Here is a 23,672-nt window from a genome sequence, read left to right as displayed (position 1 = left end):
ATTAACGGGTAGAACGAGCGAGGACAGCATGATCAGGCTGCTTTTGTAACCACAAAATCCGGTAGCCAATCATAATTGCTGCAACGGTCAATCCGATAATAAACCCAATCCAGAAACCTTGTGGACCCATAGGTTCAGTAACAAAATTGGTCAATGCTAGAATGTAGCCACTTGGTAATCCGAACATCCAATAGGCGATGAAAGTGATAACGAAAATAGAGCGCGTATCTTTATATCCACGTAATACACCTGAGCCAATGACTTGAACAGAATCTGAAAGCTGGTAAATAGCAGCAAATAGCATCAGATTAGATGCTAATATGACCACTTCAGGATTATCGTTATACATCATAGCAATCGGTTCACGGAATATTGTCGTGAATGCGGCGGTTATGCTAGCAATTATTAACCCGAGCGCAAGACTAGTATAAGCTGATACTTTGGCACCTTCAGTTGATTTCTGTCCGAGGTTATAACCCACCCGGATAGTGGCTGCGATACCAAATGACAGCGGGAACATAAACATCAGTGAACTGAAATTAAGCGCGATTTGATGCCCTGCAACATCCACTACTCCAAGAGGTGAGAGCAGTAAGGAGACAACAGCAAACAATGTCACCTCAAAGAACATAGCCAGACCGATAGGCAATCCCAGCAGAGTAATGCGTTTTTGTGTATGCCAATGAGGACGAGAAAAACTCTCAAATGTATGAATATCTTTCTGGGATGGTGCGTGTTTAACATAGGTAAGTAGTAACAGACACATAACCCAGTAAACGCTCGCGGTTGCAACCCCACAACCTACACCACCAAGTTCTGGTGCACCAAACTTACCGTAAATGAAAATATAGTTGACAGGGATATTCACTAATAGCCCGATAACGCCAATAACCATCGCTGGTTTGGTTTTTGACAGCCCTTCACACTGGCAGCGTAAAACCTGATAGAACAGGCAACCGGGTGCTCCCCACATAATTGCATGGATAAAATCGATGGATTTTTGTGCCAGAATGGGATCGACATTATGCTGCGCTTCTATAATAAATCGGCAGTTATATAAAATCGTCATTACAAAGATAGAAAGAAATGTCGCCAGCCAAAAACCTTGTTGGATCTGGCCTGCAACATTTTTTCTCTGACCTGAGCCATTCATATGGGCAACTATCGGCGTTAAAGCCATCAAAATCCCTTGAGCAAGCAAAATCGCTGGCAGCCAGATTGATGTCCCTATAGCAACAGCGGACATTTCTATTGCACCTGCTTTACCGGCCATGACTGTATCGACGACTCCCATCGCAGTTTGTGAAGACTGAGCGATAATGACGGGGATCCCCAGAGCGAGCAAACTACGCGCTTCATTTAAATATTTCTGCACGTACTACACCTTTTAATTGAAAAATTGACGATAGAAAAAACAAGGAATATTTCTGCGAGCAAACAGAACTGTTTGAAAAGCAACCTCTTGTTAACATAGGTATTGTATAGGACTCATTTTACTAATCCAATCATTGTTTGATATTTAGTCTAAATGAGGAATAACATTACACGTGAAATAGTGTTTAAAAGAGATTAGTGGGTTACACTAACTTATTATGCAAAACGATGAAAGAGGTTCCCCATGTTTACAGGCATTGTTCAGGGAAAGGCGCCTATAGTTGCTATTGAAGAAAAAACACATTTTCGGACTCATATAGTCAAATTTCCGGCTGAATTATTACCTGATATTGAAACGGGAGCTTCCGTTTCTCATAATGGCTGTTGTCTGACTGTCACAAAAATTGATGGTGACTTGATTAGCTTTGATTTGATGAAAGAGACGTTGCGTCTGACTAATCTTGGTGAGCTTAAGATTGGTGATTTAGTTAATTTGGAAAGGGCAGCAAAATTCGGTGATGAAATTGGCGGGCATTTAATGTCCGGGCATGTGATTACAACAGCTGAAATTGCGAAAATTTTCACTTCAGAAAATAACCATGAAATATGGTTCCGTATTTATGACAAACAATTGATGAAATATATCCTGCATAAAGGATTTGTTGGCATTGACGGGATTAGTCTGACCATCGGAGATGTAGTAAATAATCGTTTTTGTGTTCATTTGATACCGGAAACGTTAGAGCGCACAACATTGGGTAAAAAGCGTATCGGCCATAAAGTGAATATTGAAATTGATCCACAGACTCAGGCGATTGTAGATACTGTTGAACGTTTCATGGCGCAGAAAGAACAAGAAAAAGTATTATCACAGTTGGAAGGTAATTAAAATTTTGCAGAAAAAAGCTACAGTTTTCACTTCTGTAGCTTTTTAATGGTATTCCAAACCCACGAGTAAAATATTAACGCGGAACTCTTAATCCATTTTCAATTCCACGTGGGCTGAACATAACCTGCCATAACTGGATATCTCTGGCGCGAAATGCCCCGGCGCAGGCATTCAGATAATAACTGAACATTCGTTTGAAGCGGGGGCTATAATTATGAGCTATTTTATCCCAGTTTGTAATAAAACGTTCATACCATGCCATCAGAGTACGATCATAGTCAGCTCCGAAGTTATGCCAGTCTTCCATCACAAATTTCCCGGTACTGGCTTTGGCAATCATTGCAATCGATGGCAAATGCCCATTAGGGAAAATATATTTACCGATCCACGCATCGACATTCACTTTATCCCGGTTGGAACCAATGGTGTGCAGTAAGAAAAGACCATCAGGCTTCAGATTCCTACGTACTACGTCGAAATAGTTAGCATAATTTTTGGAGCCGACATGTTCAAACATGCCGACAGAAACGATTCTGTCAAACTGGAGGTTTAGATCCCGATAATCTTCAAGGATAATTTTCACATCCAGATCTTTACAGCGCTCCTGAGCATATTTTTGTTGCTCCACTGAAATAGTGACTCCAGTGACGGAAACGGAATAATGTTTGGCTGCGTAAGCGGCTAATCCGCCCCAACCACAACCGATATCCAGCAGAGTCATACCCGGCGATAACTGTAATTTTTCGCAAATCAGCCGAAGTTTATTAGACTGAGCTTCTTCCAGTGAATTCGCATCTTTCCAGTAGCCGCATGAATATTGCATATTGGGATCAAGCATGAGTGTAAATAGATCATTACCCAAATCGTAATGTTCTTCCCCTACAATCCATGCCCGTTTAGGGGACTGTAAATTAAACAGGCGGGAAGTCATAACCATCAAAATATCCTTAAAATTTTTTGGAATTTTGTGTTCCAGACCAGCCCGTAATATTTTATAAAAGAAAACATCTAAACGCTCACAATCCCACCAGCCATCCATATAGCTTTCGCCTAATCCTAAAGATCCCTGTTTCAATACTCTTTTATAAAAATCAGGGTTTTTGACTTGTATGTCAAAAGGGCGTTTTCCATTAATTTGAATACCCGCCTCCTGAAGCAGGTCATTCGCAATCCTATGCCACTGGTTAGTGATTTTTTTATTTTCTTCAACGAAAGATGAACTCATATACTCTCCAACATTTATGTGGTGGAATTTTGAGGTACCTCTTTGTTACTGGTTATTTATGCTTCCCGGGATTTGTTTTCTTGCCGTTAAACTGCATTTTGAAATCCGTAGGAATATTGAAACTAATCAGAAAATGACTTAAAGGCAGTTATGCCGTTCGTCCGTGATATAAAAGAGAGCTTCATTGCTCTTCTAAACCTCAAATTCCGAGTTTTTAGAATAATGAATCCATATGAGTATATGAGTGAAATAATATTTAAACAATAAGCAAGAAAAAGGCCATATCATCATATGGCCATTCGTTGAGAATATTCTTAGGTATTATATTGTAGAGTAACTAATTGATTGATAATTAGTTAACAATATCATCCTTTCTCTTTTGTAAATAATAACCTATCACCATTGGGATAATGGTAGCTACCATCACTGTTGTCGTTGATAAGAGAGGATTTTTCATAAACATAGCAACAAGCATACTGGCAATAAAACAAAGACCTAATTGTAAAGCATTTTGCAATGCGGCAGCTTTACCGCTGTCTTTCGGATAAACGGAAAGAGCATTTGCTACAGCAATCGGATAAGAAGCGCCATTCATTGCTGCCATAACACAAAAAGGAATAAGAATAACGATGAAAGAAGGATAGAACCAAGCAGCTAAATAGATAAGTATCATGCTTATGGCATAACCTGCCAATAAGATAGGGAATATAGTTTCACTTTTAACTTTTTCTAACAAAATACGGCAGCCATACCCACCCACCATAAATGCCAAAGTTTGTGGAATATAACTTAAACCGATATCTGTCGCGTCATAACCCATACTATTCAAAATAGTTGGTGAACCTGTTAACCAGGCAAAAAAGCCGGCGCTACAGGAAGCATAAATCAAAACATTGCCGCTAAAAACTGATGACTTCAATAAGGTGAAGAAAGAAGCACTATGATTATCTGCGCTGGTATCAATGGGAACACGTTTGTTCGTCAGAAAAAGTGTAGGTATCAGTAGTAACAGCGTTACAACCATCAAGACAAGAAAGATAACCCTCCAGCTTGTGTGTGACAGTAACCATGCGCCTAATAATGGTGCAAGGGCAGGGGAAAGCGCAACTAATGGCATAATCATAGCGAAAACACGTTTCGTGCGTTCAGCATCATATCTGTCGACAACCAGAGCCTGCCAGGAAACGGCAGCAGAGCAGACCCCAACAGCCTGAATAAATCTCAGGACAAGTAATTGAGTCGCATCTGTTATCCAAAGTATGCCCAGACAGCTGAGGCAAAACAGGGACAAACCGATAATCAGAACAGGCTTTCTTCCCAGACGGTCGGAAAGTAATCCCCATAAAAGCTGAGCAACGGCAAAACCGCCGAGAAAAATGCTAAGACTTGCACTGATGGCACCTTTTGATGTGTTTAAATCTTTACTCATAGCATCAAAGGCGGGCAGATACATATCAATGGCTAAGTAGCCGAGCATACTCAGACCAGCAAGATAAAACATAAATGGAAGAGAGTTTTTATTTGTTGTCATTGTGTTAATAAATCGCGTTAGTCAATCGGTGTGGTAATTGATAAAGAAATATGGAGCTTATTTTATATGGCGTGATTTTTGATTGTGAAACGGTATTATTTGTACCATGCTATGAAAAAAATTAAAAGGAAGAAACATGTGGTCTGAATATTCTCTGGAAGTTGTTGATGCGGTGGCAAGAACAGGAAGTTTCAGTGCGGCTGCATCAGAGCTTCACCGTGTGCCTTCTGCTGTCAGTTATACGATAAAGCAACTTGAAGAATGGCTGGCAGTTTCTCTGTTCGAACGCCGTCACCGTGACGTAGAGTTAACTGAAGCAGGAGCTATTTTTGTTAAGGAAGCCCGTTCTGTTATCAAAAAAATGAATCATACCCGGCACCAATGTCAGCAGGTAGCAAACGGATGGCGAGGACAACTCAGTATCGCTGTTGATCAGGTTGTTAAACCAGAACGGACACGTCAGCTTATTCTGGATTTCTATCGTCATTTTCCGGATATTGAGTTATTTATCTATCCCGAAGTTTTTAATGGTGTATGGGATGCGCTGGTGGATGGGCGTGTTGATGTTGCTATTGGAGCAACACGTGCTTCTCCGGTTGGTGAGCGATACAGTTTCAGGGATATGGGTTTTATGCCATGGCTGTGTGTTGCCAGCCCTAAGCATGAGCTGGCGTTCGTAACGGAAAAATTAAATGATGACCAATTGCGGCCTTATGCCAGTTTATGTCTTGAGGATACATCACGAAGCCTGCCTAAACGTGATACATGGGCTTTAGATAATCAGCGGCGGCTGGTTGTTCCTGACTGGGAAGCGGGGTTATCCTGTTTAATGGAGGGATTGTGTGTGGGAATGGTACCTAAACACAGGGCATTACCGCTTATTCGCCAGGGAAAATTGAGTGTGCTTGAGCTTGAGCAGCCGTTACCTGATAGTCCGTGCTGTCTGACATGGTCACAAAAAAGCCATTCACCTGCATTAAGCTGGTTGCTTGAATATCTTGGTGATAACACAACGCTTAATGCTGAATGGCTACAAGAAGACTAACTGTTAGCGACGATAATCAATAAAAGGACCATCGGCAACAGAGCGACGCTCTACAAGACGTGGATGAACCTCGATGGTTTGAGCATCTTCACGTTTATTGATAATCCTATCAAGTAGCGTGGAGAAAGCCATTTGTCCCAGCCGTTCTTTAGGTTGATGAATGGTTGTCAGTGCTGGTGTGAAATAGCGTGCATTACGGATATTGTCATAACCAATGATGGAAATATCCTGAGGAACGCGTAAACCCATTTCATCGGCAGCACAAATAGCTCCCATTGCCATCACATCCCCGCCACAGAACACAGCGGTAGGGCGATGTTTCTGGTTTAAGATCTTACACATTGCCTGATAACCTGATTCAGGCTCAAAATCCCCCTGAACAACCCATTCATCCCGAATAGTGATATTGGCTTCTTTCAATGCCTTGAGAAAACCCTGATGACGTCCACCCCCTGTATTTCTGGCTAATGGGCCGGGAATGGAGGCAATATCACGATGCCCACGTTCAATCAAATACCGGCCAGCTAAATAACCACCGTGGAAGGCATTATCAATAATGGCATCCGTAAAGTCCCCTCTGGATTCCCCCCAATCCATGACAACCATAGGAATATTGCGATAATCCTCCAGCATCCCCAGCAACTGTTGAGGATATTCTGAACACATAACTAATAAACCATCTACACGCTTTTGCGCCAGCATCGCGAGATAAGCTTTTTGTTTGTCGAGGTTGTTATGGGAATTACATAAAATCAATGTATAGCCTTTGCTATAACAACTATTTTCGACAGACTCGATTATTTCAGCAAAATAGGGTGCTTCACTTGAGGTTGCCAATAACCCGATAGATTTTGTGTGGTTGACTTTTAAGCTTCGGGCAACGGCACTGGGAGAATAATTCAGTTCCTTAATGGCAGCCCATACTGCGGCCTTCGTATCTTCGGCGACGAAACGGGTTTTATTAATAACATGGGATACGGTTGTGGTTGAAACACCAGCGCGTTTAGCCACATCTTTAATCGTTGCCATGATAAAAAGGACTCCTGACCTTTTGGTCTAAATTTGTATACCCTTTATCTGGATATAGAACTTTGTTAATCATTTGCCAGTATTATATTTGTATATAGGAAGATAACTGGCAATAATTTAGCGAGAAACCGTGAATTTTGTCTGATCTAGCTCAAAAGTGAAAGCAGTAATCGATGCTATAAAGTATATGTATTAAATATCACAGTGCGATTTTTAATCTTTGAGATAAATAACCACTTAAAATTTATGATGTTGCTGAGTCTTAATTTTCACGATGAGGATGGTTTATGGATACAGATCTGAAATTGGGATTATTGACTGCCTGTAGTGCGTTAGTCATGATTGTTTTTCTGGCGAGTCTCTGTTTGATCGCTTGAGTCCGGAAATAACCTTAAGTCCAGAAATAATATTGTGGTGAAACGCCATCTATTTTTTCAAGGGGAAGTTTTTCACGATTCAGAAAGTATCCATGGATGAAACATGTGTGAAGAACCGGAAAAACTTACCCTTGTATTTAACTGATAGGCTAATTAAGCCAGATTTTCTTCCACAAACTGCCAGTTAACCAGAGCCCAAAAATGCTCCAGATATTGAGGACGTGCATTGCGGTAATCGATGTAATAAGCATGTTCCCAAACATCAACAGTCAGAACAGGCTTATCTTCACCAGTCAGCGGAGTTGCTGCATTGGAAGTATTAACGATAGCCAGGCTACCATCAGTTTTCTTGACCAGCCATGTCCAGCCGGAGCCGAAGTTTTTCAGGGCTGCATCAGTAAATTGCTGTTTGAATTCAGCAAAAGAGCCGAAAGCTTTGTTGATTGCTTCTGCAACTTTGCCGGTAGGTTCACCACCACCGTTTGGTGACAGGCTGTGCCAGTAGAAAGTGTGGTTCCATACTTGCGCAGCATTATTGAAGATACCGCCATCAGAAGTTTTGATGATTTCTTCCAGTGTTTTTCCGGCAAATTCTGTACCTTTAATCAGGTTGTTCAGGTTCACAACATAAGCATTGTGATGTTTGCCGTAATGATATTCCAGAGTTTCTGCTGAGATATGAGGTTCTAAGGCATCTTTAGCATAAGGTAATGCTGGTAATTCAAAAGACATTGCATACTCCTTTTAATATCGGGTTTTTGGCTTTATAAACCATGATTCGTAAAGTATTAATCATGGATAGAGCAAATTTAAGCTTATTATCATGTTGCTATTTTAGTGATTATCTTAACAACTTTTCTGCTAAATAACAGGGAAAAAGATGCGATTTAATGATGAGCTGATGTAGAACTGTTCAGTTTTAATGGATTAAATATTTATAGGGGATGGAAATCTCAGCGATTACAAAATGTTGTTCATGATAAAAATTTGTAGCAGCACGTTCGCTGTAGAAAATCAGCACCAGAAAGTGGTATTCTGAATCAATCTTTTCTGATGCTGATAAACAGCACCTGCGGTTTAAGGAAGTAAAAATGACGACAATTGAGAAAATCGAACGCCAAATTAATGAAAACCCGATTTTGCTGTACATGAAAGGCTCACCGAAACTGCCAAGCTGTGGTTTCTCTGCTCAGGCTGTTCAGGCTTTATCTGCTTGTGGTGAACGTTTTGCTTACGTGGATATTTTGCAAAACCCGGATATCCGTGCTGAATTACCTAAGTATGCTAACTGGCCGACATTCCCTCAGCTTTGGGTTGATGGTGAGTTAGTCGGGGGATGTGACATCCTGATGGAGATGTATCAACGCGGTGAATTGCAAACATTGATTAAAGAGACCGCAGATAAATACCGTGAGCAAGAAGACAGCCAGTAATATTTGATAACCATTATTGGAGCTAAGAGCCTAATAAAATAGGCTCTTAGTTTATCAGACTTCGCCGTCCGGAGTGGCCATAGGCCAACCACCTAGTCGCTTCCAGCGATTAACCAATTCGCAGAAAAGCAGACTTGTCCGATCTGTATCATAGAGAGCACTGTGTGCCTGATTACTGTCAAAGGGGATTTCTGCTGTAATGCAGGCTTTTGCCAGAATAGTTTGACCAAGCACCAAACCACTCAGTGCAGCCGTATCAAACGTGGCAAAAGGATGGAATGGATTACGTTTTAAACCAGAGCGTTCAGCCGCTGCCATAACAAAATTGTGATCAAAACTAGCATTATGAGCAACTATAATGGCGCGATTGCAATTACTCCCTTTCATACCTTTACGGACCATCTTAAAAATGGCATGCAGCGCAGTATATTCGCTGACGGCACCCCGTAATGGATTAGTCGGGTCAATACCTGTAAATGCCAGCGCGGCGGGATCAAGATTGGCTCCTTCAAAGGGCTCAATATGGAAATGCAGCGTATCAGCCGGCGCCAGCCAACCTTCTTCATCCATTTTTAACGTCGTTGCAGCTATTTCAAGTAAAGCATCTGTCCGCGCATTAAACCCAGCGGTTTCTACATCAATAACAACGGGATAATAGCCACGAAAGCGCCCACTGAGCATGTTTTGATCTTTTATATTAGACATCTGATTTTATTCTTAACTTCAGGATAGCGGATATTATGACAAAATTTATTAAGCATTGCAGAAGTAATATCTACCTAGTGGAAACGAAGGGCATGTTAAAGATGCCCTTGTATATGGAGACTTGCATATGGAAAATAGTTAATGGCCTAATGCACTACTGGCGCTTTTATTTTCAATAAGTTCGATTTTATAACCGTCAGGATCTTCAACAAAAGCGATAACAGTTGTTCCGCCTTTCACTGGCCCCGCTTCACGAATGACATTTCCCCCGGCAAGTTTGATACGCTCACACGTTGCCGCAACATCATCAACACCTAAAGCAATATGGCCGAATGCTGTACCCATTTCGTAGCTATCAACATCCCAGTTATACGTTAATTCGATGACCGCACCTTGGCTTTCATCAGAGTAACCTACAAAGGCGAGGGAATATTTATACTCTGGATTTTCACTCGTACGAAGTAGACGCATGCCCATTACTTTAGTATAAAAATCAATCGAACGTTGCATGTTGCCAACACGGATCATTGTATGAAGTAGACGCATGATTACCTCTTATGTTTATGGTTTTATATCAAAATATTAATTTTACGAAATAGCAAAAGAGCAAAATTTCGTGCTCTGACCCCATTGTTTTTTAACTATATATGGTAAACATAAGGTAATTCAATGCGTCCTTTCACCTTTGTTTTACTCGCTACTATTTTGTAATCCATTATTTGATGTGAGCTGGATCTAGATAGTGTTGCAATTCTCTCAGAGATAATCGTTTAGGTAATTTTGTATACAGGAGGATGACATGGCTGAGCAACTAGAGTTTTTTGTTATTCCTAATCCTTGCAAGGGGATTTGTGAATCTGGTCCGCGTGGTTTCTGTCGAGGTTGCTATCGTAATAGAGAAGAGCGCTTTATGTGGATGAAATTATCTGATGGGCAAAAAAGAGAAATATTGCGGCTATGCCATGCCAGATATCTGCGGACACTGAAAAATAACGGTCATGATGAAGTTGTTCCATCAAAACAGCTTGGGTTATTTTAATTCACATTTTTAACTGTTAATGAAACTTTCTTATATGAATAATATTTCATATTTTCATTATGGTTAAGAACTTTTTCCATGATAAAGTGATATTTTATTCATATTACCTATTTTTTATTTGATATAGGTCATTTAAAAATATTACAGAGATTGACTAATTAAACCCTTAAGGTAAAGGTTTCTTATCAAATAATTAATTATTGAACAATAATCGCGCTAATTGGTTATCTGTTTGTTTTTAATGAACTTTATTATCCACTTAACGCTAACTGTAAGATAAAAATGATATTAATGTAAAAATATATAGATTAGTATTTGGATGGCGGTTATTCTTATAGAACTTTAACCGAGCGGTATTGTGTCTATTTTTTGGAGTTTGTATCTGTTTCGTTGATATTTAAAATCTTAATAGTTAAGTTGGAGGATTATTTTATACAGTTTATATCGTTGGTGGATTAATGCGCGATTTTGTTTGGTGCGCCGTAAAACTTCGCTCTTTAGGGCGACGAAGATGTCAACTTTAAGTAACAAGCCAACGCGATACTAATTAAGTAATTAGCGAAATATCTGACTCTACTAATGTGAGCAAGATATAGGATGCGTATCCATTATTCATATGAATAAACTGATTGGATAATTCATTGATGTTATATGAGTCTCTAATTATAAGGAGGGGTAATTGGAATTGACATTGGGATCAGACCTGGCACGTTTAGTTCGTGTTTGGCGCGCTTTAATTGATCATCGTTTGAAGCCGTTGAAATTAACTCAGACACATTGGGTTACTCTTTACAATATTAGTTTGTTACCACCGGAGCAGTCACAGATACAACTTGCAAAAGCAATTGGTATTGAACAACCATCCCTGGTAAGAACTTTAGATCAATTAGAAGAAAAGAAACTCATTACAAGGCACACATGTGCTAATGATAGGCGCGCTAAAAGAATCAAATTAACAGAAGAGTCAGAAAATTTTATCAGAGAAGTGGATAGTGTTATTGGTTCGACGAGGAAAGACATCTTGGAGGGAATTACTCATGACGAGTTAATTCTACTTGCTTCTGTAATAAAAAAAATCGAAAAAAATATTAGCCAATTACATAAACAGGTAATATAAAAATTAATCGATAAAAAGAAAATCGCGGGCCATATTTTGGTGATCCGCGATTTTTTTGTTTAAATATACTTTAACCCTATTAGATAGGAGAGACCGTTGTTGAATCGCCACTATCGGCAATTTTGATACGTTGCCCTTTACTGAATATAACTTGATCCTGTTTTTGCACCACAACAATATTTCTTCCGCTGTCAGTACGGATTTCCAATTCGACACCTTTTGTTTGATCGATAGCACCTTCAATTCCTTGACCTGCCATTCCACCGACAATAGCTCCAGCAGCTGTTGCAAGCCTCTGTCCTCTACCGCCGCCAACCGAATCACCTAACAATCCCCCCAATACTGCTCCGCCAATCGCTCCTAGCATGTTTTGGTTGCCAGCCTGAGAGCCTTTTATAGTGACCGGACGGACGGACAAAATAGTCCCGTAGGTTACGTTTTGAACTTGTTTGGCCTGATCAATTGAGTAAGTATCACTAGACAGTGCTCCCATGTCAGCACATCCAGATAATGTTGTTACTACAACTGCACCAACCAGGAAACGTTTGAACATAGTTACTCCTAATTTTAATGCCTCAAGAGAAATCTGGTAATAATCCTACAATCAAGCATTCGGCTACAATGATCAGTAACAAGTATAATAATTTTACGAGTTACTTATTCTATACATTAATAGCCGCTCTATAACTATATAATAAATTTCTACATTGAACGCCAATAGGAATAATTCCTGACCAAAAGTTTAGCATGTTTTGTGAAGAGCTCTCCAAAACTCAGATTTTATCTCTTATATTCTGAGTGAAACATATATAGTCCAAATCAATGTGTTTTATAGTTACACAGGTTTATTTACAGATGTAATCCATTCTTTAAATAGGGGAATATTTATGAAGTCAGGACGTTATATTGGTGTGATGTCTGGCACCAGTATGGATGGAGTCGATGTCGTTTTAGCAGAAATCAGTGATAAAGCTGTTATACAAAAGGAAAATTACAGCCATCCGTTTCCTCAGGAGCTTAAGCAAAAATTACTGGCTATTTGTCAGGGCCAGCAAACCACATTATCAATAGTTGGGCAACTCGATTATGAATTGGGAACGCTTTTTGCTGAATCAGTCAAAGGGTTATTAAAGAAAACCGGATTAACTGCGAATGATATCACTGCAATTGGGTGTCATGGGCAGACTGTATGGCATGAACCGGATGGTGAAAAGCCATTTACGATGCAAATTGGTGACAATAACCGTGTAACGGCATTAACCGATATTACAACAGTAGGTGATTTTCGCCGCCGTGATATGGCTTATGGCGGTCAAGGAGCACCTTTAGTTCCTGCTTTCCATATGGCGGTATTGGGCGATCCAACGGAAAGGCGTGTGATCTTGAATATTGGCGGAATTGCGAATATTTCCGCTCTTCTGCCAAATTCTGCGGTTAAGGGATATGATACCGGGCCGGGTAATATGTTGATGGATGCCTGGACATGGCGTCATAAACAGCAGTCTTATGATAAAGATGCACAATGGGCAGGAGAGGGTAATGTAAACAAAGCCTTGCTCCAGAAGATGCTTTCAGACCCCTATTTTGCACGTACTGCACCAAAAAGCACCGGGCGGGAATATTTCAATATGGCATGGCTGGAAAAACAGCTGGCTGATTTCCCTGATGTCAGTCCGGTCGATGTACAGGCCACTCTTGCTGAACTGACAGCTGTTAGCATTGCTGAACAAGTACTGTTAAATAACGGTTGTGAGCGCTTACTGGTTTGTGGCGGTGGAGCCAGAAACCCACTTATAATGCGTCGGTTATCTGCTTTGTTGCCTGATACTGAAGTTGCAACAACAGACAAATATGGATTAAGTGGTGATGATATGGAAGCGCTAGCATTTGCTTGGCTGGCATTCCGTACCATGTCTGGGTTGTCGGGTAACTTGCCATCGGTGACTGGTGCTGATAGGGAAACAATTTTAGGTGCAATTTATCCTGTTGCTGGCTGATAACAATGTTATGCTGAAACTCACTTAGAAATAGAGAATTAGACATGTCAGAACATAATGATACTCATATAGCAGAGCTGCGCCGTGAATATATGCGTGGTGGGTTACGGCGAAAGGATCTTACTGAAGAGCCGATGGTTCTTTTTGAGCTTTGGCTGAAACAGGCCTGTGATGCTGGGCTTAGCGACCCAACAGCGATGTGCGTAGCAACAGTCGATGAGCATGGGCAGCCTTATCAGCGTATCGTTCTATTGAAGCATTTTGATAACCGCAGTCTGGTTTTTTATACCAATCTTGGTAGCCGCAAAGCGAAACATTTAGCCCAGAATAACCGTATCAGCCTCCATTTCCCCTGGTATCAGCTTGAACGTCAGGTCAGCTTTCTGGGCAAAGCCGAACGTTTATCACCTCTCGAAGTAGTGAAATATTTCCATAGCCGCCCGAGAGACAGTCAGATTGCAGCCTGGGCTTCACAACAATCTTCCCGTATTTCTGCCCGAAGTATTTTAGAAGGGAAGTTTTTAGAGCTGAAGCAGAAGTTCCAGAATGGCGAAGTGCCATTGCCCAGTTTTTGGGGTGGGTTCCGGGTTGAATTTGATTCAGTAGAGTTCTGGCAGGGGGGAGCAAGCCGTCTGCATGATCGTTTTCTATACCTGCGTGAAGGAGATGAGTGGCATATTGATCGTCTGGCGCCTTAACTGCATTAATTACCGTTTTTAATACTGGCACTTATAGTACTGGCGTTTTATGCTATAGCACGCGATTTACAGCGAATCGCGACAATTAGACAATGATATATGCCTGATAGATTGCAAGTTGCAGTGCGGTAGTATTAAGAACAAATGATACACCCGATAAAGCTGCAACTTGGAAGATGAAGGATATAAGTAAAGAATACAAACCAATGGAGTCATTGATGTCTAGCAATAACCTGATTAAACAACTGCAAGAGCGGGGCCTTATTGCCCAGGTAACGGATGAAGAAGCGTTAGCGGAAAGACTGGCGCAAGGTCCGGTCTCTCTCTATTGCGGCTTCGATCCTACCGCTGACAGCTTGCATTTGGGCCATCTGGTTCCCTTGCTGTGTTTAAAAAGATTCCAACTGAATGGACATAAACCGGTAGCTTTGGTAGGTGGTGCGACAGGTTTGATTGGTGATCCTAGTTTTAAAGCGACGGAGCGCAAATTAAACACAGAAGACACGGTTAAAGAGTGGGTTGAGAAAATTCGTAACCAAGTTTCTCCGTTCCTGAGCTTTGAAGGTGAAAACGGTGCAGAATTGGCCAATAACTATGACTGGTTTGGCCAAATGGATGTCCTTTCTTTCCTGCGTGATATTGGCAAGCACTTTTCCGTTAACCAGATGATCAATAAAGAAGCGGTTAAACAACGCCTGAACCGTGATGATGTTGGCATTTCGTACACTGAGTTTTCTTATAACCTGTTGCAGTCTTATGACTTTGCTAACCTGAATGGAAAATATGGTGTTGAATTGCAGATTGGTGGTTCTGATCAGTGGGGCAACATTACATCAGGTATCGATTTGACTCGTCGTTTACATCAGAAACAGGTATTTGGTCTGACAGTACCTTTGATTACTAAATCTGATGGTACTAAATTTGGTAAAACAGAAGGTGGAGCAGTCTGGCTGGATCCGAAGAAAACCAGTCCATACAAATTTTATCAGTTCTGGATTAACACAGCTGATGCAGATGTTTACCGTTTCCTTAAATTCTTCACTTTCATGGACATTGAAGAAATTAATGCATTGGAAGAAGAAGATAAAAACAGTGGTAAAGCTCCGCGTGCGCAGTATGTTCTGGCAGAAGAAGTCACTAAACTGGTTCATGGAGAAGCTGGTTTAACGGCGGCGAAGCGTATCACAGCGAGTTTGTTCTCTGGAGCAGTCGCTGATTTAACCGAAGATGACTTTGCACAGTTGGCACAGGATGGTATGCCAGCGATTGAGCTTGAGAATGGTGCTGATTTACAGCAGGCACTGATCGCTGCTGAGTTTGTACCTTCCCGTGGGCAGGCTCGTACTATGATTAGTTCTAATGCTGTTTCTGTCAATGGTGAAAAACAGTCTGAAGCGATGTATGTATTTGCGGACGAAGATCGTCTGTTCGGGCGTTATACTTTATTACGTCGTGGTAAAAAACATTATTGCCTAATTGATTGGAAATAATTCATAAAAGTATTACTAAGGGCAACATCATTGTTGCCCTTAAAGTATCTGGCTGTTTTATAACTCATTTACGGTTCTTAAAATAACAAATCAGGCCTAATCATGAAAAACATTCTTTCAATTCAGTCTCATGTCGTTTTTGGCCATGCAGGAAATAGCGCATCTGTTTTTCCGATGTGTCGTATGGGAGTGAACGTATGGCCATTAAATACAGTCCAATTTTCTAATCATACTCAATATCCACAATGGCGTGGCTGTGTGATGCCACCAGAACATCTGGCTGAAATCGTGCAGGGAATTGGTGAAATTGATAAATTGGCATCCTGTGATGCTGTTCTCAGTGGGTATATTGGTTCTGCGGAGCAGGGAAACTATATCCTTGATATTGTAAAGCAGGTGAAACAGGCTAACCCTGAAGCATGGTATTTTTGTGATCCTGTTATGGGCCACCCAGAGAAAGGATGTATTGTGGCTCCGGGAGTTTCTGAATTCCTCAGTGAAAAGGCATTGCCTATCAGTGATATCATTGCGCCTAATTTATTGGAGCTTGAAACATTGGCGGCAATGGAAATCAAAAATGTGGAGCAGGCGGTATCAGCAGCCCGTCAGCTATGCCAAAAAGGCCCAAAAATTGTTTTAGTCAAACACCTCAGCCGAGCAGGTTATCAGAAAGATAATTTCGAAATGTTGCTGGTGACTAAAGAAAATAGCTGGCATATCAGCCGTCCATTGATTGATACCGGTGAGCGTCAGCCCGTTGGAATTGGTGATTTAACCAGTGGCTTATTCCTTGCTAATTTGTTGAAAAGCACATCGCTGACAAATTCGGTATTACAGGCAGCGTTGGAGCATACGACAGCAGGTGTTTACGAAGTTATGCTGGAAACGCAAAAAAGCGGAGAATTTGAATTACAGCTTGTTGCTGCCCAGGATAAGATGGTGACTCCAGCCCATAAATTCAAAGCCATGCAAATCGATTAAGTATAAAAGCAGTTAATATCTTTATGCTTCCGGCAAATTTATACCGGAAGCCGTTTCCTATAAGTAAACGGCGTAGCGAAAAATAAGCCCAAAGATAAAACTACCTCTGGGCTTATTTCATTATATCAAATGATTATTGAAATTATTTCAATTCCAGTTCGTTCATGGCAGCGATGCTGAAGCCGCCATCAACATGCAGGATTTCACCGGTAATACCACCAGACAGGTTAGAACACAGGAATGCAGCCGCATTACCTACGTCTTCTGTAGTGACGGTACGGCGGATAGGTGTGACTGATTCACAGTGTGCCAGCATCTTACGGAAATCTTTGATACCGGATGCTGCCAGAGTACGGATTGGGCCTGCGGAAATGCCATTAACACGAATACCTTCAGCACCCATAGCATTCGCCATGTAACGCACGTTTGCTTCCAGAGAAGCTTTTGCTAATCCCATCACGTTGTAGTTAGGGATTGCACGCTCTGCACCTAAATAGCTTAAAGTTAGCAGCGCTGAGTCAGGATTCAGCATACTACGACATGCTTTTGCCAATGCGACGAAGCTGTATGCGCTGATATCATGTGCAATTTTGAAACCTTCACGGCTGACGGCATTAACGTAATCGCCATCAAGTTGTTCGGCAGGGGCATAACCGATAGAGTGAACAAAACCATCGAATTTCGGCCATACCTTACCCAGTTCAACGAACAATGTGTCGATACTTTCATCTTGAGCCACGTCGCATGGCAGAACGATGTTTGAATTCAGAGATGCTGCGAATTCTTCGACACGAGGTTTCAATTTGTCATTCTGGTAGGTAAAAGCCAGTTCTGCACCTTGTTCGTGCATTGCTTTCGCAATTCCATAAGCAATAGACAGTTTGCTGGCGACGCCAGTAATTAGAATGCGCTTGCCGGTCATGAAACCCATATCAGTTCCTTATTGTTCTTAATGTTCAAAATACCAGAGTTAATAGTGTAGTGTATTAAAAATATAACCTACATAAATCGGGTATTCGTTGTTAGTAAACGGAGGAGATTCTACCACGCCGGAGAAAAATGTGTTGAGTTTCCACTGCTGTTCCGATGAGTGAATAAAATCTGCTCAGTAAAAATCAAGTGATATCCTGTCTCCAGGCTTCGGTAGACAGAGGTTCACCAAAATGGCTGGATATCAACTTGCGGGTGATATCGTGTAACGGAGAAGCCAGCACTTCAGCAGTATTACCGCGCTCTACGACTTCCCCCTGATGCATAACCAACACTTGATCACTGATGTGTTTCACCATACCAAGATGTTGAGTGACATAAATATAAGCAATACCATGTTTCTCCTGTAATTCCAGCATCAGATTAATAATCTGGGAACGCATCGACATATCAAGAGAAGCGAGGGCTTCATCAGCAACAATAACCTGAGGTTGTAATATCAGTGCCCGTGCCAGTGCTACCCGTTGTTTCTGACCAGATGCCAGCATATGTGGGTAATAGTTGGCATGATCTGGCAGGAGACCAACCTGACGTAGTGTCTGATTGATGCGTTTTTCCCGTTCAGAAGGTGGCAGCTCTGTATTCAGAATTAAGGGCATATCCAGAATCTGACCAATACGTTGGCGGGGATTTAATGATGTGCTCGGATCCTGAAAAATCATGCGAATGAGCTGGCTGCGATAACTATAATCGCCATAAATCAGCTTGTGATGATTAATTAATATTTCACCTGATGTCGGTTCTATTACACCTGACAGCATTCTGGCTAGTGTGGATTTGCCAGAACCGTTTGCACCAATAATTGCCAATGTTTTTCGTGGTTGCAAGGTAAAACTGACTGGCTTTACTGCATTAAGATGATGGCGCCGGAACAAGCCTGTACGGTAACGGAAAGTTTTTGTCAGATTTTTAACTTCCAGTAATGTCTCGACCATTTATTGTTCCTCCATGTTCAGGGGGAAGTGACAGGCGAAGGTATGGCTTTTGCTGCCGCGTAACCGCGGTGCTTCAATACAGGTTTTCTGGGCATAAGGGCAACGAGGCCCGAGACGGCACCCGATAGGCAAATGTTCCAGTGACGGAATGACGCCCGGCAGTGTATTAAGACGGCTTTTATGGGGTAGAGAGCTGCCGAAATCAGGAATAGACCGAATCAGTGCCTGTGTATAAGGGTGGTGAGGAGTGACCAGCAGTTCATCCGGTGTAGAGCTTTCTACGGTTTGTCCGCAATATAACACGTTGATACGTTTCACTAATTTACTCATCATTTGCAAGTCATGGCTAATCAGCAAAATAGTCATATTGTTATTCTGATTCAGGCTCGACAGCAGGCGGAATATCTGGGCCTGCGTTGTTGGTTCCATCGCATTGGTCGGCTCATCCGCGATCAGCAGTCTTGGCTGATTGGCAAGCGCAATGGCAATCATCACTTTTTGGCACTCTCCGTCAGTTAACTCATAAGGATAAGAGTTCATGATGTCGTGATGATCCTTAATACCCACCCGGTGGAGCAGTTCAATAGCCCGACGTTTTCGCCAGTTGAGACGTTGCCACCAACGGCCTTTAAATGTCCAGCCGGGGATAGACTGAATGAGTTGCTTACCAATACTTTCTGACGGGTCGAGACATAACTGAGGTTCCTGAAATATCATTGAAATATTGTGACCAATGACTTTACGACGCTGTCGCGGCGTCAGGCGTAATAAATCAATATCGTTGAACCGGAAGCGGTCTGCGGTAACGGTAATGTTATCTTTTGCAACCCCACAAATTGCCTTGGCGATAAGGCTTTTACCAGAACCAGATTCACCAGCCAGCCCGAGGATTTCACCTTCTGTTAATGAAATACTTAATCGGTCAACGGCTTTAACGGGGCCTTCTGACGTCATAAATTCAATGGTGAGGTTACGAATATCAAGTAGCGGCATTATTCGACTCCTGCATTAATGGCACGGTGCAGGCCATCGCCCAGTAAATTAACCAGCAGAACGCTCAGCATGATAGCTGCTCCCGGTAACATTACAGTCCAGGGGGCTGTGTAGATAAGCTCCAGTGATCCGCCGAGCATAGCGCCCCACTCAGGTGAGGGCAATTGTGCGCCAAGATTGAGAAAACCCAGAGCAGCAATATCAAGGATGGCGATCGAGAAAGTACGGGTTAACTCGTTTACTATCACAGCGGTAATATTCGGAAAAACAGCGTAACGTAAAATATGATAATTTGAAGCGCCATCCAGACGAGCAGAGATAATATATTCTTTATCCAGTTCATCATGCACAGCGGTATAGGCTGCCCGCACAATTCTTGGCAGTAATGCCAGCCCGATAGCGATCATTGCATGTTGCAGGCTGGCTCCCATAAAAGCAACGACAATGATGGCTAATAACAGTGAAGGTATGGAAAGTAGGGTGTCAAGAATGTGATTCAGGATCGCAGATTTCAGCCCGTGTGTGATGCCGGCAAGACTGCCGATAACTAACCCGACAATTGCCGCCGCGCTAGTCACAACCAGCGCAGCACCAAAAGTGGAGGAAGTACCAATCAGTAACCGACTGAATATATCCCGCCCCAGATCATCTGTCCCGAGAAAGAAGGCAACATTACCGTAGTGTGACCACGAAGGGGGCATCAGCTGGTCAATAAATTGTTGGTCAAGCTGATAGGGTGCAAGATGGCTACCAAAAAGACTTAATATAATTAAAATCAGTACGCCGTAAAAACCGGTCATTGCCAGTGCATCGGCATAGAAAAAACGCCAAATGACCCTCAGAGGCGATGGCGCTTTCTTTTCACGGTAAAAATTATCTAATGGCATACCATTCCTTATGTTTTAAAGGATTAGCCATCGCGCCAATAATATTAGTCAGCACGTTGACCGAAATAACTAAAGTACCTACTACCATTACACCTGCTGAAATTGCGGAGTAATCCTGCTGGCGGATGGCACTGATAAGCCATTGTCCCAGCCCCGGCCAGTTAAACACCTGTTCTGTCACCATAGCTAAGGTCAGCATGGTTGAAAACTGTAGTCCCAGCTTGGGAATAATAGGGGGCAGGGCGTTATGCAATAAGTGGCGACGTATAATGGTTAATTTTGATAGCCCGCGAGTCGCTGCTGATCTTATGTAGTTTGATGCTGAAATCTCTTCTGCGCTATTACGCATTAAACGAATAACATCAGTCATTGGCGCGACAGACAACGTGATGACAGGTAATATCATATGTAGTATTACATTCATGATCATCTCGTTACGATAAGGGCTTTTTGACAACCATGCATCAATCAGGGCAGAGCCTGTTACAGGCTCCATTCGGTACAGTAAATCAATCCGCCCTGATACCGGTAACCAGCCCAGATGCAGTGAAAACAAGAGTGTAAGTAACAAGGCTAACCAGAATACCGGAATGGAAAAACCAAACAGAGCAAGTGTGCTGATAATTTTATCTGCTTTTTTATTACGCCATACGCCGGCAACAATCCCTAATGGAATGCCAATTAATAGAGCCAGAGTGAATGAGAGTAGACAGAGCTCAAGCGTTGCCGGAAATACCTCATAGAGTTGGTCAACAATTCTCTCACCATTGATGCTGGAAATGCCAAAGTCCCATTGCAGTAATCCATGAAAATAGAACAGGTAAGCATCAAGCAAAGATGCGCCGCTTAAAGGGCCGTGAGGCGTAAAATACATCAGACTGAAGCTGATCAGTGAGAGAAAAAACAGTGTCACAATCAGCAGTAGCAAACGGCGCAATATATAAATAATCATTTGCTTCCTTTTTTATTTTCAGCGGGTGTATTTCCGGTGGATGTCTTTTCAGAAGAAGTAGAGTGTTCCTGTTCCCGATGGACACCGGCGAATGAGCTATTTCCAAACGGACTCAGAACTAATCCTTTAATGTTATAACGAAATATCTGTGATCGCATTGGGTATGCCAGTGGCAGTACAGGTAATTGTTGAGCAAGGATCTGCTGAGCAATATGATAACTTTTTATGCGAGCTGCTAACTGTTGATCTAACAGCGCTTGATGGATTGCATTATCAAAAGTTGCGTCACACCAACGGCTCAGGTTTGTCTGAGATGCGATAGCTGCGCAGCTAAATAGCGGGCGGAAAAAACTATCGGGATCATTACTGTCAGTAGACCAGCCTGCTAATGTCATGTCATGAGATTTATCCATGAGCTGGCTTTCCTGAAAACGGCCTTCAAGGGGGCGGATAGTCATTTTAATCCCAACATGCGCTAAATCTGCCTGAATCAGCTCTGCCATTTTCAAAGGGCTTGGGTTATAGGGTTTCGACGTGGTGGGAACCCAAAGTGTCAGTTCCAGACCATCTAACCCCAGTTTATTCAGTATCTGGCGGGATTTTTCAGGATTATATTCGGTAATTTCTGCCCGGTTATCATAAGCCCATGATGCCCTTGGTAAAATAGAGGCGGCAGTTTCAGCCGTACCATAATAGATGGCTCGCATCAGTCTTTGATTATTAATGGCATAGGCAATGGCCTGACGAACTTCCAGTTTATCCAGAGGTGGCTTACTGGTATTGAAAGCAAGATAGGCAATATTCATTCCTGAACGCAGGGTCAGACGCAGATTGGGGTCATTGTGGAGTATGTCCCATTGGTTGGCTGTAGGATAGGCTAATACATCACACTCACCTGTGAGCAGTTTGGAGATTCTGCCAGTACCACCTGCCCCGATATCTACAACAACTTGTTCCATCAGCGGCTTGCCTTTCCAGTAGTTATCATGTCGGATAAGACGGACAAATTGCCCCATTTGATAATCTTCCAGCATGAATGGCCCGGTTCCTACCGGATTCCAGTCAATTTGTTCCTCTTTATTTATGCTATGCAGTTTTTGTCCGTATTCTTCAGACAGTATAGGCGAATAATGCGTCGCCAGATGCCAGAGAAAGGAGGCATCAGGGGCGTTCAGGCGGAACTCGACAGTGTATTTATCAATTTTTCGGATGTCCTGAATGGAATCACCAAATTGTAAACTATCAAAATAGGGATAATGCCCACCATTAACATAGTGATAGTCATGTTTTTTATCGAATAACCGGCGGAAGCTGAAAACAACATCATCGGCGTTCATGGTGCGGGTCGGAGTAAACCACGTTGTTGACTGGAACGCGACATTATGGCGCAAATAGAAGCGATATGTTGCTCCGTTATCCCGAACTTCCCAACGAGAAGCTAATTCAGGAATTAGCCGATAGGTCAGGGGATCTACTCCCAACAGGCGGTCATAAATCTGGGCAGCCAGAGTATCCACGGTCAGGCCGCTGATAGCCATCTGCGGGTTAAACGTACTCAGATTGCCGTTGACGCAATAAATAAAGCCATGCTGCCGTATAGTTGCCGGAGCATAGGATAGGCTTTCCGACGACTGTCTGTAAGCAACTTTGGCTGTGGCTTTAGTCGTTTCTGGAATTGCTTTCTCAATAGCCAGAGCGGGAGTTGAAAGCAATAATATGATCCAGTAAATCAAATAGCGCATATAAAACATCAATTATGGGAAAAGTCTGGCTATTGTAACTTAATTAGCCCTTTCTGCTCAAAAACAACAACCAGATCACGCGGGTGAGAAAAATTCTCAATAAAACGCTTTACAAATATAAGTGATAAGCATTATCATTCTCATCGTGCTGTTGAGATATGTATTTTATGACCCCAGTCTGAGATCTCAATACGCATGACATTGCTCACATTGCTTCCAGTATTTTTTATTAGCCAGCTCGGG

General features: G+C 42.1%; 23 protein-coding genes. 9 read left to right on the top strand and 14 right to left on the bottom strand.

The features are described from left to right. Nucleotide 1: 1 nt before the first annotated feature. Complete coding sequence (locus AACS92_RS00450; RefSeq protein WP_099108159.1) at nucleotides 2-1,375, bottom strand: MATE family efflux transporter; 1,374 nt, start codon at nucleotides 1,373-1,375, stop codon at nucleotides 2-4. Between the two features lie 243 nt (nucleotides 1,376-1,618). On the opposite strand from AACS92_RS00450, the gene AACS92_RS00445 reads away from it, so the two are divergent. Beyond that, a complete protein-coding gene (locus tag AACS92_RS00445) occupies nucleotides 1,619-2,263 on the top strand; it encodes a riboflavin synthase subunit alpha (protein WP_099108158.1) in 645 nt (214 codons plus the stop codon). 73 nt (nucleotides 2,264-2,336) lie between these two features. Here AACS92_RS00445 and cfa read toward each other — a convergent pair whose 3' ends face one another. Together cfa and punC are read right to left on the bottom strand one after the other, a co-directional pair. Then, nucleotides 2,337-3,488, bottom strand: a complete 1,152-nt coding sequence (gene cfa, locus AACS92_RS00440; RefSeq protein WP_099108157.1) for a cyclopropane fatty acyl phospholipid synthase — start codon at nucleotides 3,486-3,488, stop codon at nucleotides 2,337-2,339. 352 nt (nucleotides 3,489-3,840) lie between these two features. After that, nucleotides 3,841-5,019, bottom strand: coding sequence for a purine nucleoside transporter PunC (gene punC, locus AACS92_RS00435; protein ID WP_099108156.1), 1,179 nt, complete (start codon nucleotides 5,017-5,019; stop codon nucleotides 3,841-3,843). A gap of 136 nt (nucleotides 5,020-5,155) precedes the next feature. Here punC and punR point away from each other — a divergent pair, with 136 nt between their 5' ends. Continuing rightward, nucleotides 5,156-6,064 carry a DNA-binding transcriptional activator PunR gene (gene punR, locus AACS92_RS00430; RefSeq protein WP_099108155.1) on the top strand — a complete coding sequence of 303 codons (909 nt, stop codon included), beginning with the start codon at nucleotides 5,156-5,158 and terminating at the stop codon, nucleotides 6,062-6,064. A gap of 3 nt (nucleotides 6,065-6,067) precedes the next feature. On the opposite strand, the gene purR is transcribed toward punR, so the two are convergent. After that, nucleotides 6,068-7,093 carry an HTH-type transcriptional repressor PurR gene (purR, locus tag AACS92_RS00425; protein WP_099108154.1) on the bottom strand — a complete coding sequence of 342 codons (1,026 nt, stop codon included), beginning with the start codon at nucleotides 7,091-7,093 and terminating at the stop codon, nucleotides 6,068-6,070. A 530-nt stretch (nucleotides 7,094-7,623) separates the two neighbouring features. After that, complete coding sequence (gene sodB / locus AACS92_RS00420) at nucleotides 7,624-8,202, bottom strand: superoxide dismutase [Fe] (RefSeq protein WP_099108153.1); 579 nt, start codon at nucleotides 8,200-8,202, stop codon at nucleotides 7,624-7,626. Between the two features lie 359 nt (nucleotides 8,203-8,561). Between sodB and AACS92_RS00415 the strand changes: the two genes are divergently transcribed. Further along, entirely contained in the window at nucleotides 8,562-8,903 is a 342-nt protein-coding gene (locus AACS92_RS00415) for a Grx4 family monothiol glutaredoxin (RefSeq protein WP_099108152.1), read from the top strand. Between the two features lie 54 nt (nucleotides 8,904-8,957). Here AACS92_RS00415 and rnt read toward each other — a convergent pair whose 3' ends face one another. Both rnt and gloA read right to left on the bottom strand, forming a co-directional pair. Beyond that, on the bottom strand, nucleotides 8,958-9,608 hold the full coding sequence (gene rnt, locus AACS92_RS00410) for a ribonuclease T (RefSeq protein ID WP_099108151.1): 651 nt from the start codon (nucleotides 9,606-9,608) through the stop codon (nucleotides 8,958-8,960). A 138-nt stretch (nucleotides 9,609-9,746) separates the two neighbouring features. Beyond that, nucleotides 9,747-10,154: a lactoylglutathione lyase gene (gene gloA, locus AACS92_RS00405; protein ID WP_099108150.1), complete on the bottom strand. Its 408-nt coding sequence runs from the start codon at nucleotides 10,152-10,154 to the stop codon at nucleotides 9,747-9,749. A gap of 253 nt (nucleotides 10,155-10,407) precedes the next feature. Here gloA and AACS92_RS00400 point away from each other — a divergent pair, with 253 nt between their 5' ends. Continuing rightward, on the top strand, nucleotides 10,408-10,647 hold the full coding sequence (locus AACS92_RS00400) for a DUF1289 domain-containing protein (RefSeq protein ID WP_099108149.1): 240 nt from the start codon (nucleotides 10,408-10,410) through the stop codon (nucleotides 10,645-10,647). Nucleotides 10,648-11,326: 679 nt separating this feature from the next. After that, nucleotides 11,327-11,764 (top strand): transcriptional regulator SlyA, encoded by a 438-nt coding sequence (gene slyA / locus AACS92_RS00395; RefSeq protein WP_099108148.1) that lies wholly within the window; start codon nucleotides 11,327-11,329, stop codon nucleotides 11,762-11,764. A 79-nt stretch (nucleotides 11,765-11,843) separates the two neighbouring features. On the opposite strand, the gene AACS92_RS00390 is transcribed toward slyA, so the two are convergent. Continuing rightward, nucleotides 11,844-12,317 (bottom strand): outer membrane lipoprotein, encoded by a 474-nt coding sequence (locus AACS92_RS00390; RefSeq protein WP_099108147.1) that lies wholly within the window; start codon nucleotides 12,315-12,317, stop codon nucleotides 11,844-11,846. Nucleotides 12,318-12,651: 334 nt separating this feature from the next. On the opposite strand from AACS92_RS00390, the gene anmK reads away from it, so the two are divergent. From anmK to pdxY, 4 genes are all read left to right on the top strand, one after another. After that, nucleotides 12,652-13,761, top strand: a complete 1,110-nt coding sequence (anmK, locus tag AACS92_RS00385) for an anhydro-N-acetylmuramic acid kinase (RefSeq protein WP_099108146.1) — start codon at nucleotides 12,652-12,654, stop codon at nucleotides 13,759-13,761. A gap of 44 nt (nucleotides 13,762-13,805) precedes the next feature. After that, complete coding sequence (pdxH, locus tag AACS92_RS00380) at nucleotides 13,806-14,459, top strand: pyridoxamine 5'-phosphate oxidase (RefSeq protein WP_099108145.1); 654 nt, start codon at nucleotides 13,806-13,808, stop codon at nucleotides 14,457-14,459. Between the two features lie 218 nt (nucleotides 14,460-14,677). Further along, nucleotides 14,678-15,949: a tyrosine--tRNA ligase gene (gene tyrS, locus AACS92_RS00375; RefSeq protein WP_099108144.1), complete on the top strand. Its 1,272-nt coding sequence runs from the start codon at nucleotides 14,678-14,680 to the stop codon at nucleotides 15,947-15,949. Between the two features lie 102 nt (nucleotides 15,950-16,051). Then, nucleotides 16,052-16,930 (top strand): pyridoxal kinase PdxY, encoded by an 879-nt coding sequence (gene pdxY / locus AACS92_RS00370; RefSeq protein WP_099108143.1) that lies wholly within the window; start codon nucleotides 16,052-16,054, stop codon nucleotides 16,928-16,930. Between the two features lie 142 nt (nucleotides 16,931-17,072). Here pdxY and fabI read toward each other — a convergent pair whose 3' ends face one another. The 6 genes from fabI to sapA form a co-directional block, all read right to left on the bottom strand. After that, nucleotides 17,073-17,861 carry an enoyl-ACP reductase FabI gene (fabI, locus tag AACS92_RS00365; RefSeq protein ID WP_099108142.1) on the bottom strand — a complete coding sequence of 263 codons (789 nt, stop codon included), beginning with the start codon at nucleotides 17,859-17,861 and terminating at the stop codon, nucleotides 17,073-17,075. 184 nt (nucleotides 17,862-18,045) lie between these two features. Next, a complete protein-coding gene (gene sapF / locus AACS92_RS00360; protein WP_099108141.1) occupies nucleotides 18,046-18,855 on the bottom strand; it encodes a putrescine export ABC transporter ATP-binding protein SapF in 810 nt (269 codons plus the stop codon). Beyond that, a complete protein-coding gene (gene sapD, locus AACS92_RS00355) occupies nucleotides 18,856-19,848 on the bottom strand; it encodes a putrescine export ABC transporter ATP-binding protein SapD (protein ID WP_099108140.1) in 993 nt (330 codons plus the stop codon). Beyond that, the gene (gene sapC, locus AACS92_RS00350; protein ID WP_099108139.1) at nucleotides 19,848-20,735 is read right to left on the bottom strand and encodes a putrescine export ABC transporter permease SapC; all 888 of its coding nucleotides are present in this window, start codon (nucleotides 20,733-20,735) and stop codon (nucleotides 19,848-19,850) included. The genes sapD and sapC overlap by 1 nt, the downstream gene beginning before the upstream one ends. Then, nucleotides 20,722-21,687 (bottom strand): putrescine export ABC transporter permease SapB, encoded by a 966-nt coding sequence (gene sapB, locus AACS92_RS00345; RefSeq protein WP_099108138.1) that lies wholly within the window; start codon nucleotides 21,685-21,687, stop codon nucleotides 20,722-20,724. The genes sapC and sapB overlap by 14 nt, the downstream gene beginning before the upstream one ends. After that, the gene (sapA, locus tag AACS92_RS00340; RefSeq protein ID WP_099108137.1) at nucleotides 21,684-23,429 is read right to left on the bottom strand and encodes an ABC transporter substrate-binding protein SapA; all 1,746 of its coding nucleotides are present in this window, start codon (nucleotides 23,427-23,429) and stop codon (nucleotides 21,684-21,686) included. The genes sapB and sapA overlap by 4 nt, the downstream gene beginning before the upstream one ends. Nucleotides 23,430-23,672 lie beyond the last annotated feature (243 nt).

Source organism: Xenorhabdus sp. KJ12.1 (assembly GCF_963876495.1).
GTDB classification, from domain to species: Bacteria; Pseudomonadota; Gammaproteobacteria; order Enterobacterales; family Enterobacteriaceae; genus Xenorhabdus; species Xenorhabdus stockiae.
Note: the sequence above shows the minus strand (reverse complement) of the source record. Positions and strands in the feature narration are given on the sequence as shown.

Excerpts from the sequence above, each read along its gene's own strand:
- sodB (WP_099108153.1), bottom strand. The coding sequence starts at position 8,202 with ATGTCTTTTGAATTACCAGCATTACCTTATGCTAAAGATGCCTTAGAA.
- AACS92_RS00445 (WP_099108158.1), top strand. The coding sequence starts at position 1,619 with ATGTTTACAGGCATTGTTCAGGGAAAGGCGCCTATAGTTGCTATTGAA.
- punC (WP_099108156.1), bottom strand. The coding sequence starts at position 5,019 with ATGACAACAAATAAAAACTCTCTTCCATTTATGTTTTATCTTGCTGGT.
- anmK (WP_099108146.1), top strand. The coding sequence starts at position 12,652 with ATGAAGTCAGGACGTTATATTGGTGTGATGTCTGGCACCAGTATGGAT.
- sapF (WP_099108141.1), bottom strand. The coding sequence starts at position 18,855 with ATGGTCGAGACATTACTGGAAGTTAAAAATCTGACAAAAACTTTCCGT.
- sapC (WP_099108139.1), bottom strand. The coding sequence starts at position 20,735 with ATGCCATTAGATAATTTTTACCGTGAAAAGAAAGCGCCATCGCCTCTG.
- tyrS (WP_099108144.1), top strand. The coding sequence starts at position 14,678 with ATGTCTAGCAATAACCTGATTAAACAACTGCAAGAGCGGGGCCTTATT.
- sapA (WP_099108137.1), bottom strand. The coding sequence starts at position 23,429 with ATGCGCTATTTGATTTACTGGATCATATTATTGCTTTCAACTCCCGCT.
- punR (WP_099108155.1), top strand. The coding sequence starts at position 5,156 with ATGTGGTCTGAATATTCTCTGGAAGTTGTTGATGCGGTGGCAAGAACA.
- pdxH (WP_099108145.1), top strand. The coding sequence starts at position 13,806 with ATGTCAGAACATAATGATACTCATATAGCAGAGCTGCGCCGTGAATAT.
- AACS92_RS00400 (WP_099108149.1), top strand. The coding sequence starts at position 10,408 with ATGGCTGAGCAACTAGAGTTTTTTGTTATTCCTAATCCTTGCAAGGGG.
- pdxY (WP_099108143.1), top strand. The coding sequence starts at position 16,052 with ATGAAAAACATTCTTTCAATTCAGTCTCATGTCGTTTTTGGCCATGCA.
- cfa (WP_099108157.1), bottom strand. The coding sequence starts at position 3,488 with ATGAGTTCATCTTTCGTTGAAGAAAATAAAAAAATCACTAACCAGTGG.
- AACS92_RS00390 (WP_099108147.1), bottom strand. The coding sequence starts at position 12,317 with ATGTTCAAACGTTTCCTGGTTGGTGCAGTTGTAGTAACAACATTATCT.
- gloA (WP_099108150.1), bottom strand. The coding sequence starts at position 10,154 with ATGCGTCTACTTCATACAATGATCCGTGTTGGCAACATGCAACGTTCG.
- AACS92_RS00415 (WP_099108152.1), top strand. The coding sequence starts at position 8,562 with ATGACGACAATTGAGAAAATCGAACGCCAAATTAATGAAAACCCGATT.
- fabI (WP_099108142.1), bottom strand. The coding sequence starts at position 17,861 with ATGGGTTTCATGACCGGCAAGCGCATTCTAATTACTGGCGTCGCCAGC.
- sapD (WP_099108140.1), bottom strand. The coding sequence starts at position 19,848 with ATGCCGCTACTTGATATTCGTAACCTCACCATTGAATTTATGACGTCA.
- sapB (WP_099108138.1), bottom strand. The coding sequence starts at position 21,687 with ATGATTATTTATATATTGCGCCGTTTGCTACTGCTGATTGTGACACTG.
- purR (WP_099108154.1), bottom strand. The coding sequence starts at position 7,093 with ATGGCAACGATTAAAGATGTGGCTAAACGCGCTGGTGTTTCAACCACA.
- rnt (WP_099108151.1), bottom strand. The coding sequence starts at position 9,608 with ATGTCTAATATAAAAGATCAAAACATGCTCAGTGGGCGCTTTCGTGGC.